Raw genomic sequence first — 11982 nt, 5'->3', positions numbered from 1 at the left:
CGGCCGTCAGCCTGACCATCGCGAACTGAGGGCGGCGGGGCTCACCTCGGCGAGAGGTGGGCCTCGATCACCCGCGCCTGCGACAGCGCCGTGTCGATCCCGGTGGGCGACGGCATCCCGGGTTCGCTCGACACGTACGCCAGCAGGGTGCCGACCGTGCGGACGCTGGTGGCGCCGAAGGAGGTGACGTCGAGCGCGTACCCGTCGGCCAGGTCGTAGAAGCGGTCGAACAGGGCGTTCCACCGCTCGCCGTCGGCCGCCGTGGTGGCGCCGCCGTCGCCGCCCGAGGGCCATCCCACCTCGCCGACCGCGCAGCGCACCTGCCATCTCGCGCACCAGTCGCCGAAGGTGCGGAGGCGGTCGAGCACGCGCTCGGGGTCCTCGATGTCGGCGTACGCCGGTCCCGACGCGTCGGCGTAGAAATGCTCCGAGTAGATCACCCGCCCGGTCGGGTCGACGATCCACGGTCCGTCGGGCGCGATCGCGGCCAGCCTGCCGCGCTCGTCGCTGAGGATGCCCTCGACCCACACCGGCTGCGTCGCACCGGTGGAGCGGATGGCATCCACCGCCACCTGCGCGTAGTGCTTGTACACGTCGACGCCGACCGACCACCGCGGCTCGTTGAACACGTCGTACGCGGCCACCCCGGGCTCGTCGTGCAACCGCCCCGCGAGGGCCGTCCAGACGGTCGTGACGTGGTCCTCGGTGATGCCGTCGCCGCACCGCACGCTGCCCGGGATCGCGGGCCCCGCACCCCACGGGTAGGTGCAGCCGTTGTGCAGGTCGACGACGGTGCGGATGCCGTGGCCCCACGCCGTCCGCACCTCCGCCACGATCGCGTCGAGGTACGCGGTGTCGATCGGCTGCGCGAGTCCGTCGAGGGCGGATCCCCCCGCGGGAACGACCTGCAGGCGCTGCCACGGCACGGCCAGGCGCACGATGCCGACTCCGCGCGCGGCGAGGAAGGCGTAGCTCGCGTCGGGCTCGTTCGCCGCCCCCGGGGCGGCCCCCGCGCCGGCGAGCACGTGACCGTACAGGTTGACGCCGCGCAGGTACGGGGCGCCATCGAGGTAGGTGTCGAAGGCGTCCGCGGGCACCGGCACGACCTCGGGACGCGGCCCGGGGGCGCACCCGGCCAGCACCACCCCGGCGATCAGGACGACGCCGATCAGCGCGCGGGGAGCGCGCCGCGTCATGCCGGAACGGCCCGTCCCGCATCGGCGTGGGCCACCGCCAGATCGACCGCCCGCAGCAGCAGACGGGCGCTGGATGCCGGGGCGAAGCGGGCGAGCCAGTCGTCGACCCCGGCGACCTCGAGACGCGAGGCCGCCACGATCGCGTCGGCGACCGCGACCGCGTCGCCGGCGACGGCGAGCTCCCCGGTGACGCCGGGGACGATGGCGTCGGCCACCCCGAGAGCGGTCGACACCGCCACCGCGGGCACCCCGCGTGCGGCGGCGCGGACCAACTCGACGCCGAAACCGGCGGTGGCGGCGCCGAGCACCACGACCGCGCTCGGCCCCCAGGACCCGTCGTCGGCGCGCACCGTGAGACCGCGCGACACCGCCGCGCGACGCACCGCCTCGGACAGCGCGCCGCCGGGGCGGACGACGAGCTCGACCGCGATCCCGCGTCGGTCGAGCTCGCCGGCCGCCGCGACGACGCGCAGCGGGTCGTCCGCGGCGAGGGGGTCCCCCGCCACGACGACGGTCACTCCGCCACCCGTCCCGGGCACGCGCGGCTCGCGCGCGCCGCCCGTCGTGACGACCCCCGGCACGGGTGGGGGCACGACCAGACTGCGACTGGCCGGGACCCCGCATCCGGCGTTGACCTCGGCGGCGAGCGCGTGCGACGACGCGATCACGACGTCGGCCGAGCGGTAGCGGCGCCGAGCCTGCAGCGCACCGATCCGCACGGCGGGGACACGGCTGCGCCGCCGCGCGGCGACCGAGAGATGCTCGCTCGCCACGATCGCCGGTGGTCGGGTGGTCAGCTCCCGCGCCGCCAGCGCCGCGAGCGCGGCCGCGGTTCCCGCTCCCACCACCGCGCGAGGGGCGAGGGCGTCCAGCCGGGCGGCCAGGGCGGCGACGCGCGCGCCGCCGCGGCCCGGCAGGGTCCGCAACGTGACCGTGTCGGTGGCGATCCCGCTCGCGGCCAGGGCGTCCGCCCAGATCGCGGCGGTCCGCGTCGCCGGGTCGTCGGGCGCCCCGACGACGAAGACGAGGTCGGTGTCAGGCCGAGCAGAAGACATTCGTGTTCCCGCTTCCCGCGGCCTCGATGTCGTTGTCGCACGCGACCGTGACACCCCGCGTCTTGTCGTGGACCCACACGCCGTAGCCGGAGGTCCCGGCCCGACCGGTGTTGGCCCGGAAGTCGTTGTCATAGCCCCAATCGCCCCAGCTCATCGAGGCGTAGGCGTTTCCGACGGCCGTGTCGCCGGTGTTGCCGGTGACCGACCAGCCGTTGCCGGTCACCAGGACCCAGCCGAGCGAGCGCGATCCGGCGAGCACGCCCTCGAAGGAGTTGTCGGCGATGACGCCACCGCTCGTGCCCTCTTTCGCGTCGATGCCCTCGGCACCGGTCTGCACGAACCTGTTCGCGATGATCGTGTTGCGGTCCGAGGCGTCGGCGTAGCCCTGCGTGACCTCGGCCCACCGCCGCTGCGAGGTGCCGATGTACACGCCCTCGCCGTAGGCGACGTCGAGCGAGCCGGTGCGACCGAGCACGGAGTGCGCGATGACGCTGTCGGTCGTCAGGGCGTAGAGGTGGATGCCCTCGTAACCGGTGTCGCGCACGATGAGGTCGCTCAGCACCAGACGCGAGCTGTACTTGACCATCACGCCCTGCAGCGAGCGCGCGACGGTGAAGCCGGTGAGCACGACGTTCGAGGACTGCTCGACGCGCAGGGCGGTGCCGCTGTCGATCGCGCCGGTGGTCAGCGTCGCCTTGGACGATCCGCAGATCCAGATGGGGCGGTCGGCCGTGCCCGACGCGGTCAGCAGGAACTGACCCGTGTAGGTGCCGTCGGCGAGCCGGATGACGCTCCCCGGCGCGGCTGCCTTGAGCGCGGCGGTCAGCTCGACGGCGTTGGTCACCGTCGCGGTGGCCGCGGGGCAGTCGGTGGCGCGCGGGATGTCGGAGGTGTCGAGCGGGTCGACCGCCTCCGCGGTGACGACGAAGGAGTCCAGGTGGGTCATGCGCCCGCCCGAGGCGGCGTTCTTCGACCCCGACCCGACGATGGTGATGGTGTGCGTTCCCGCGGACACGGGGGCGCTGTAGCCGATGACAGCGGTCGAGCTGGACTTGGCGTAGTTGTCGACGCGAGCGACCTCGGCCCCGTCGATCAGGACGCGGATGATGCCGGCGTTCGGCGATTTCCACGTGTACCAGGTGACCCACCCGCCGGTGAACGTGAGACTCGCGGATGCCGTGGACACGGTGCTGTAGCGGATGGCGCCGCCGCTGGAACCCGACGATCCCAACGATGTCCAGGTTCCGGAGTACGAGACGGCGGGCGAGGTCTCCTCGTACGTTCCGGGACCGACCGCGGACGGCGCGGCGACCGCGGCGGAGGGGACGGCGGTGAGCAGGGCGGCGACGAGGGCGAAGACGAGCAGCAGTGGCGCGAGGACGCGACGGGGGGACAGTGACACGGGGGGCTCCTGATCTGGCTGGGGGAACATCGGGGTTCTAGCCGTCCGCGATGGTCAGGAGAGCCCGGTGTGCGCGAGTGGAGCTTTTCGCGGTCAGGGTGAGAAGGGCCCGGCGAACATCACGGCGTCTCAAGAAGACTGCCATCTCGGCCGGGCCCAGCATCCGACGGTTGCGCGACACCAGTACTTTCCGCTCAGATATCAGGTAGTCCGCCCTCAGGGCGTCCTTGATCCCCGACAGCGCGATGTACCGCGCGCGGAAGTACACGAGGTCGTCCGCGTCGTGCAGGCCCAGCCGGCGGGCGGCGGCGGTGACCGTCTCGTCGATGAGCGCGAGGGAGTCCGCCCGCTGCCGGACCGAGGTGATGATCGAACCGTCGCGCAGCAGATAGTCGTAGATCGGGATGCCGGTGAACGCCACCGCCGTCGCGTGCCCCAGCGCGTCCGCGACGAGGGCGAGATCGGACTGCACCCGGGCCGGGGCGAAGGCGGCGCGCAGCAGCGTGTCGCGGCGGAACAGCTTGTTCCACAGGTGGCCGGTGATCTCGCCGCGCAGCAGCATGCGGAACGCCGCCCGTCCGCTGACCGGCGGCGAGACCGGCGGGACGAGGGGGCGTCGATCGCCGCCGCGCGTGACGAGGGTCGCGGCGGCCACCACGACGTCCGCGTCTCGGGCGGTCGCCATCCCGACGAGCGTGCGCAGGGCGTCGGGGCTCCACGCGTCGTCCGCGTCGACGAACCACACGTACTCCCCTGTCGCCGCCTCGACCCCGGCGCGGCGCGCACGCGCCACACCGCCGTTGCGGGGCAGCTCGACGACGCGGATCCGGTCGTCGTCGGCGGTGAGGACGCGTGCCGTCTCGGCGGTGTCGTCGCGCGAGCCATCGTCGACGATCACGACCTCGAGGTCCGGGTAGTCCAGGGCGACCAGCTGATCGACGGCCCGCGGCAGGAACGCGGCGGCGCGGAACACGGGCAGCACGATCGAGACGCGCGGTGCGGCCGTCATCAGCGCACCCGGTCGGCGATCGAGGCCGTCAGCGCGCGCAGCGACACCCTCGCGCCGATGACGGCGCGGACGATCTCGTCGCGCCGCGCGAGGGCGTCGCGGATGCGCTCGCGCGCCGCGGCGACGTCGTGCAGGTCGCGGGCGACGCTGGTGCCGGTGATCCCCGCCCCCTCGAGGGTGCGCGAGGTCTTGTCGAGCGGACCGGTGCTGAGCGCGATCGGCACGGCTCCCTCGGTCGCGGCGATGACGACGGCGTGCAGGCGATCGCTGAGCACTGCCGCGCTGCGACGATAGGTCTCGCGCAGGCGCTGCTCCTGCCGCGCGTGCGAGGCGTCGAGCCAGGTCACGGCCTCGCAGTAGAGCCGCGCGGCCAGATCGCGGGCGAGGTCGCCGTCGCGTTCGATCTGGGCGACGACGACGGGCTGGAGCCCGAGGTCGTCTGCGAGGGTGCGCACGGTGCCGACCCAGCGGCCGTCGGGGCGCTCGCGCGCGGCATGCGACAGGCCCTGACGCACCGAGACGGCCAGCAGCGGTCGCGGTGCCTGCGCGTCGCGCAGGGTTGCGGCATCCGCCCCCAGGGCGAACGCCCAGTCGGGAGTGACGTCCCCGATCCCCATCATGCGCCGGCTCGGGGCATCCCTCCAGGTCACCACCCGACACAGCCGCAGGACCGCGGCGATCACGTGTCGCCAGGCGTGCGGTTCGCGCACGCCCACGCCGGTGAGGATCGCGGTGCCCCCGCGCAGACGGTGCACGAGCAGCAGCGGCGCGAGCCGCAGATAGCGCAGCGCGAAGCCGCGGCGCACCTCGGTCTCGCCGGTGTCGAAGGCGTAGATCCCCCGTCCGGTCAGCAGACGACGCGACACGGTGCGGCGCCAGTGCCCGGCGTCGCGCACAACGGTGTCGCCGGGCTGAAGTCCGAGGCCGCTGAGGTAGTCGTCGCTCTTGTCGCCCACCCACACCGTGAGCGGGCCGAGCGTGCGGAGGTGATCGAGGTAGCCGCGCCGCAGCACGGTGTCGCCCACGTTGTCGAACTGCCCGACCGCCGAAGCCAGCACCGGAACCGACATGGGCGTCCCGCCGCCGAGAGCGCGCTCGATCGCGGCGAGCAGCACTCCTCCGCTGTGCGCGCTCGAGAACCGCTTCGCCCACGCCGCGGTGCGCTCCGCGTCGAGGCCGCGCACCCGCCGGATCGCATCGGCGATGTCGACCGGATCGCCCGAGAACGCCAGTTCGCCGGTCACGGTCGGCACCATCGCGTCGGCGGCGCCGTACGAGTTCGACACCGCCACGCTGGGGATGCCGCCCATCGCCGACTCGACCAGCACATTGCCGAACCCCTCGCGATACGACGGCAGTACCGTGATCGCGTTCTCGGGAGCGGATGCCACCCAGTCGGCCGTCCACCCCGGGAGGTCCAGTGGCACGTCGCGGTCGGCCGCGTATCTGGTCAATTCGTCGACGAGGGGCCCCTTGCCGAAGCACACCACGCGTACGTCCCGCCCCTCGGCGCGCAGGAGTGCCGCCGCCTCGACGGCGCGGGTCGCCCTCTTCTGCGGGACGAGGCGCATCGGCAGCAGCAGGTGCAGGGTGCGATCGAGCGAGATGGTGTCGGAGCGGTGCGACACCGCCGTGCGCACCTCGGCACGCCGCCCGGCCGGATTCGGCACCACCACGACCTGATCGGGGCGCACGCCGTAGGCGCCGACGAGCTCCCCCGCCACGGGATGCGAGATGGCGACCACCGTGTCGGCGTACCGGTACACCCGGCGCGCGATCTCGCGTTTGAACAGATCGGCGCGCGACTGCGGCTCGGCCTCGCGCGTGGTGATGTTGCGCTCGCTCACCAGCACCGCCGGTCGCGGCCGCAGCCCGCGGGTCGCGGCCAGGGCGACGAGATTCGGAAAGTTCTGCAGGGCCACCACCGCGTCCACCGGCTCAGCGCGCAGCGCCGCGCGCACCTGTCGCACGGTCGCGGCCGATCCTCCGCCGGCCACGCGGTGCACCGCGAAGGGCACGCTCTCGGGGATCGCGGCGTGCGGGTCCGTGAGGATCGCCCGTACCTCATTGCCCTCTTCGGCGAACCAGTTCGCCCACGCCCCGGCGACGAACTCGGCGCCGCCGCCGGTGAGAGCCGTGGTCAGGATCGCGATGCGCATGAGCGGCCCGTGCCCCTCAGGCCCGCGCCGGACGCAGGTCGCGGAACGACGACGTCGCCGCATCGGCGTCGACGCCGGCGGTCTTGGCATCCACCACGACGACTCCGACCGGGTCGATGCCGACCGCGCGCAGCCCCTCGGTCGCGGCCGAGAGCTGCGGCGCCGTCGCCCGGCCCGCCGTGACCGCGAGGATCGTGGAGCCGGCGGTGGACGCCGCGAAGATGGTGTCGCTGAGCGGGAGAGCGGGCGCGGCGTCCAGAACGACCATGTCGTAGGTCTCGGACAGGGCCTTGACCACCGCGGCGAACCCGGGGCCGGACATCAACTCGACGGGGTTCTGCAGCGTCCGCCCCACCGGCAGGACCGCGATGCCGGCGACCTCGCGCACCGCCTCGACCACCGTCGCCTCACCGGAGAGCACACCCGCCAGACCCGGGCCTTCGAGCGACAGCTGCGACGAGATCGTGCCCGCGCGCAGGTTGGCGTCGACGAGCACCACCCCGACTCCGAACTCCCGCATCGCCAGCGCGAGATTGGTCGAGAGCGCCGATGCGCGGTCACGGGGGGTCGCCGGGACGACCGCCACCACGTCGAGGCGGGTGTGCGGCATGTGCCCGAGGACGGCCGCGACGGTGCGGTAGGCCTCGGACTCGCGCGACTGCGGGGCGTCCACCAGTTCGGTCAGGCTGCTGCCGCGCCCGGGGATGCTGCCCAGCACGCGCGGAACCCCCTCGCCGACCGACGCGGACCCGTGGACGCGCCGGTCGCCGATGGCGGCCAGGGCGATCCACACCAGCGCGACGGCGAACCCGACGGCGAACCCGAGCGCGAGATTGGTGAGGACGTTCGGTGACGAGGCCTCATCCGGAACCTCCGGCTCCTGGAGTGTCTCGAGGCGTACGGGCGAGGACGTCGCGCCCGCCGGCGTCTCGATCGACTGCACCGTCTGCGTGAAGGCGTCGACGAACGCGGTCGCCAGGGTCGCGGCCTCCTGGGCCGTCGGCGCCTCGGCCGTGAGCTGCAGGATCGGGGTGTTCAGCGGGGCTTCGACGGTGAGCTCACGCGCGAGCTTCTCGACCGTGGTGTCGAGCCCCTGCGAGGCGATCACCTCGTTGAGCACGCGGGGCGAGCGACCGATCTCGGTGTAGGCGTACGCCTTCTGCACCGCGAAGCTGTTCGCCTGCACGAGATCGCTCGACCCGGCTTGAGCCGGGGCGTTGAACGCGACCACGAGCTGCGCGGTCGAGCTGTACACCGGCGGCAGGATCAGACCGACGGCGAAACCGGCCGCCACGCCCAGGGCGGAGAACGCGACGAGCGTCCACCACCATTTCTTGATCGCTCGAAGCAGGGCGGTGGCGCTCATGTGTATCCGATCGTTCGTGACGCGTCACTCGCGGATGAACCACTCGGCACCCCCACAGGCTCCGAACGCTTTATCCCCCCGGCGACGTTCTTGGTTGATCGCAGGTTATGGATTCTCTATTACCGCCGTGTTGCATCGTGACGGCGAATTGTGTCCGGTTTCCCTAACGGAATGCGTCCAACCGGTGCACGTGGTCCGCTATTCGGCGTTATCTCGCAGAAAAGACACGATCGAACGACGGGTGTCATTGTTGAGCAATTGCAGCCCGTGCTTCGCGCCGTCGACCACGACGAGATCGTGGGTGATTCCGGCATCCGCGAGCGCCCCGTCCAGCAGTTCCGCCTGCGCGAGGGGGATCAGGTCGTCGCTGCCGTGGACGATGAGCGTCGGCGGCAGCAGCTGCGCCGACTGCACCGGCGAGGCCGCCGCGGCATCCGGGCATTGGACCAGGTCGTCGCAACCGAGGTAGGCCTGCACGACGCTCTCGAGGTCGGGGCGCGGGTCGCCCAGCTGGGCGGCGTCCGCGGTGAGCGAGGCCGCCGGCGACAACGCCACGACCGCGTCCACCGGCGTCGAGGCCGTCTCGAGGCCCTCGGCCGTGCTCAGGGCGATGATCGCGCCGGCCGAGCTGCCCAGCAGCGACAGCGACCCGTCCAGGCCGAAGCGCTCGACCTGCGCCTCCTCGCGCAGCCAGCGGATGGATGCCGACACATCGTCGATCTGGGCGGGGTAGGTGGCGGGGATCAGGCGGTAATCCACCGCGAAGGCCGCGAAGCCCTGGTCGCCCAGGGCGCGGCAGATGCCGCTCATGGTGCCGCGATCGCCCTCTTTGAACGCCCCTCCGTGCACGAGCACGACGGCGGGGTGGGGACCCTCGCTCGTGGGCAGGCACGCGTCCGCCTCGAGGTCGGAGCCGTCGGCCCCCGGGTATTCGATGCCCTTTTCGACGGTGATGGACGGATCGTCCGACGACGCCGGTCCCGAGGGGCTGCAGGCGGCCAGCGCGATCCCGAGGGCCACGAGCCCCAGGACGGTCCCGGATCGGGCGGCGGTGCGGGTCATCGTGATCCTCCTCGGACACGGTCGAGGGCGGCGCGGTAGACGTCGCGGTGGCGGCGACCGACCTCGTCCCAATCGCGACCGCCCAGCGCGGGACGATCACCGTCGCGGATGGTCCCGGCGGCGGCGAGGGCAGTGGTCAGATCGACATCGTCGAGGGCCCCGTCGAACGGAAGCACCCATCCGGGACCGACCTCGCGGGCGAGCTCGTCGTTCGCGGGGCTGCGCGGCACCAGCACGGGTCGGTCGAGGGACAGCGCGACCAGGGCCGCGCCGGAGTTGTGCATCTCGCTGTAGGGCAGAACGACGAGCGATGCCGCCGTCACCTCGGCGACGAGCTCGTCGTCGTCGACGAAGGCCAACCGGGCCGAGACGTGGTCGTGTCCGGCGATGCGCGCGGTGATGCGCTCGGCCAGTTCGGGCGTCGGCGAGCCGACGATGCGCAGCCGGCTGCCCGGGCGCTCCCGGGCCAGGAACACGTCGATCAGGTGCTCGACGTTCTTGCGGGGACGGATGATGCCGAAGTACAGGACCCGGCCGGGCACGCGGTCGGAGCGCGGGTGCGCGGCGAAGCGGTCGCGATAGTGCCCGTGCGCGATGACCGTCTCGAGACCCGGAGCCGGGGCTGCGGTGGTGCCGTTGAGGTGGATGAAGGCGGTGGTCGCGCGATCGACCGCGCCCACGAGTCGCCGCTCGGCCGCCGTCCCCGACTCGTGCGGGGTCACGTTGTGGGTCGTGCGCACGATCGGGATGCGGGCCCGTCGCGTGCGCCACAGCAGGACGCGCATCGCGAGGCGCTTGGCGAAACGCGTGCGGCGGTGACGCGCCCGCACGAGGAACTCCGGCCAGTGCAGGTGCAGCACGTCGTAACGACCGGTCAGCGCGACGCGCCACGAGAAATACCGCACGCGGACGTCCGCGGGGGCGCCGTCGGTCATCTGATCGACGTACCGCGTCGTCCCGTCGGGCGGCGCGAGCGAATGCAGCACCGTGATCGGCGCATTGTTCTCGGACATCGCCCACCTCCCCCCGGATGTTTCCTGCAGAACCGCCGGCGGCTCTTCGGCCAGACCATACCCGGCTCGGATGACGGGGAACGACGCATTCCTGTCGCATTTCCGGCATCCCCCCGCATCGACAGCAATTCGTAACCGCGGCGTAACGCCGTCTGCATGCGCGGGGGTCATCGTGGTCTGCAGAAGACGAAAATGCATCCGGCCGGGGATCCGGGCATTTCGTCGGTCGGGGGTACGGAATGACCATCACGCGACGCCACGACGACACGATCGAGATCGTGGACGCCGATTCCGCACGGCCCGCGCGCGAGCGCGAGCGCTGGGCCCGCGCCTACGGACGCCTGCTCGTGATCATCGACAACGCGGTGGTCTTCACCGCCCTGAGCGCCGCCGCCGTGATCGGCACGCAGCCGACGATCCTGCCGGCGCTCGACGGGCGCGTGCAGGTGCCCGTGCTGGCGGCTCTCGCCGTGCTCGCCGCGGCGATGCTCGTGACCCTGTCGATGACCGGCAGCCGGGCGCCGCGCGTCTACGGCGTGGGAAGCCGCGAGTATCGCGCCGTCCTGCTGTCCGTGGTGTTCAGCTTCGCCGGCGTCGCCCTCGTGGCCTACGTCGTCTCGCTGCACGGCCTGCACGCGATCCTCGCCGCGGGCGGCGTCCTCACCGCCACCGGGCTGATCACCGCGCGGTTCGCGGCGCGGCGCTGGCTGCTGCGTCAGCGTCGCCGCGGACGCATGTCGCACCGCGTGCTCGTCGTCGGCTCCCCCGCGGTGGCCGGTCCCCTCTCCGACGACCTGCGTCGCGCGCCCGCCGCGGGCCTGCAGGTGGTCGGCGCCTACGACCCCAGCGGCACCGCCGCCGATGCCGACGGCGCGGCTGCGCGGGCGATCGCGGCGGAGGTGGTCGAGGCTCTCGGCGTGCTGGGCGCCGACACCGTCCTCATCTCGAGCGCGAACGAGCTGACGCCGGCCACCGTGCGCGAGCTGAGCTGGCACCTCGAACCGGGCCGGCAGCATCTGGTGGTCGCGCCGAGCCTCACCGACATCGGTGGTCCGCGCATCCACGCCCGTCCGGTGAACGGTCTGCCCCTGCTGCACGTCGAGACCCCGCGCTACGCCGGCGGTCGCCTGCACGTCAAACGGCTGTTCGACATCGTCGCCTCGGCGTCGCTGATCGTCGTGCTCTCGCCGGTGCTTCTGATGATCGCAGCCCTCGTTCGCGCGACGAGCCCCGGCGGCGTGCTGTTCCGCCAGGAGCGCATCGGTCTGCAGGGGCAGACGTTCGCGATGCTGAAGTTCCGGTCCATGTACGCCGACGCCGAGCAGCGCCTCGCCGAACTGCACGCCCGCGAGCGCGGCGAGGGCAACAGCGTCATGTTCAAGATGAAGGACGATCCGCGCGTCACCGCCGTCGGCGGCATCCTGCGCCGTTTCAGCCTCGACGAACTGCCGCAGCTGTTCAACGTGCTGAGCGGATCGATGTCGCTCGTCGGACCGCGCCCGCCGCTGCGCCGCGAGGTGGAGCTCTACGGCCGCAGCGTGCACCGACGGTTCCTGGTCAAGCCGGGCATCACCGGACTGTGGCAGGTCAGCGGTCGCAGCGACCTCGGGTGGGACGAGACCGTGCGCCTCGACCTCTTCTACGTCGAGAACTGGACCCTCACCGGGGACCTGGCGATCCTGCTGCGCACCGTCAAGGCCGTGCTGCGCAGCGAAGGCGC

The 11982-nt window shown here is 72.6% G+C and carries 9 protein-coding genes; 1 reads left to right on the top strand and 8 read right to left on the bottom strand.

From position 1 onward, the window contains the following. Nucleotides 1–41: 41 nt before the first annotated feature. The 8 genes from QZ433_RS15075 to QZ433_RS15040 all read right to left on the bottom strand — a co-directional run bounded on the left by QZ433_RS15075 (nt 42) and on the right by QZ433_RS15040 (nt 10262). A complete protein-coding gene (locus QZ433_RS15075) occupies nt 42–1196 on the bottom strand; it encodes a cellulase family glycosylhydrolase (RefSeq protein WP_295785023.1) in 1155 nt (384 codons plus the stop codon). Next, the gene (locus QZ433_RS15070; RefSeq protein WP_295785021.1) at nt 1193–2251 is read right to left on the bottom strand and encodes a glycosyltransferase; all 1059 of its coding nucleotides are present in this window, start codon (nt 2249–2251) and stop codon (nt 1193–1195) included. The genes QZ433_RS15075 and QZ433_RS15070 overlap by 4 nt, the downstream gene beginning before the upstream one ends. Then, on the bottom strand, nt 2232–3653 hold the full coding sequence (locus QZ433_RS15065; RefSeq protein ID WP_295785019.1) for a NosD domain-containing protein: 1422 nt from the start codon (nt 3651–3653) through the stop codon (nt 2232–2234). The genes QZ433_RS15070 and QZ433_RS15065 overlap by 20 nt, the downstream gene beginning before the upstream one ends. Before the next feature lie 37 nt (nt 3654–3690). After that, entirely contained in the window at nt 3691–4662 is a 972-nt protein-coding gene (locus QZ433_RS15060) for a glycosyltransferase family 2 protein (protein ID WP_295785018.1), read from the bottom strand. Then, nucleotides 4662–6821 (bottom strand): glycosyltransferase, encoded by a 2160-nt coding sequence (locus QZ433_RS15055; protein ID WP_295785016.1) that lies wholly within the window; start codon nt 6819–6821, stop codon nt 4662–4664. Before QZ433_RS15055 ends, QZ433_RS15060 begins: the two co-directional genes overlap by 1 nt. 16 nt (nt 6822–6837) lie before the next feature. Beyond that, the gene (locus QZ433_RS15050) at nt 6838–8187 is read right to left on the bottom strand and encodes a polysaccharide biosynthesis tyrosine autokinase (RefSeq protein WP_295785014.1); all 1350 of its coding nucleotides are present in this window, start codon (nt 8185–8187) and stop codon (nt 6838–6840) included. Between the two features lie 198 nt (nt 8188–8385). Then, on the bottom strand, nt 8386–9249 hold the full coding sequence (locus QZ433_RS15045) for an alpha/beta hydrolase (protein WP_295785012.1): 864 nt from the start codon (nt 9247–9249) through the stop codon (nt 8386–8388). Then, nucleotides 9246–10262 carry a glycosyl transferase gene (locus tag QZ433_RS15040; RefSeq protein ID WP_295785010.1) on the bottom strand — a complete coding sequence of 339 codons (1017 nt, stop codon included), beginning with the start codon at nt 10260–10262 and terminating at the stop codon, nt 9246–9248. The genes QZ433_RS15045 and QZ433_RS15040 overlap by 4 nt, the downstream gene beginning before the upstream one ends. A gap of 239 nt (nt 10263–10501) precedes the next feature. Here QZ433_RS15040 and QZ433_RS15035 point away from each other — a divergent pair. Then, the coding region (locus QZ433_RS15035) for a sugar transferase (protein ID WP_295785009.1) at nt 10502–11982 on the top strand (1481 nt) is incomplete at its 3' end.

This window comes from uncultured Microbacterium sp. (genome assembly GCF_913776565.1).
Lineage (GTDB): Bacteria > Actinomycetota > Actinomycetes > Actinomycetales > Microbacteriaceae > Microbacterium.
The sequence above is the reverse complement of the archived record's forward strand: the minus strand, read 5'-3'. Positions and strand labels throughout refer to the sequence as shown.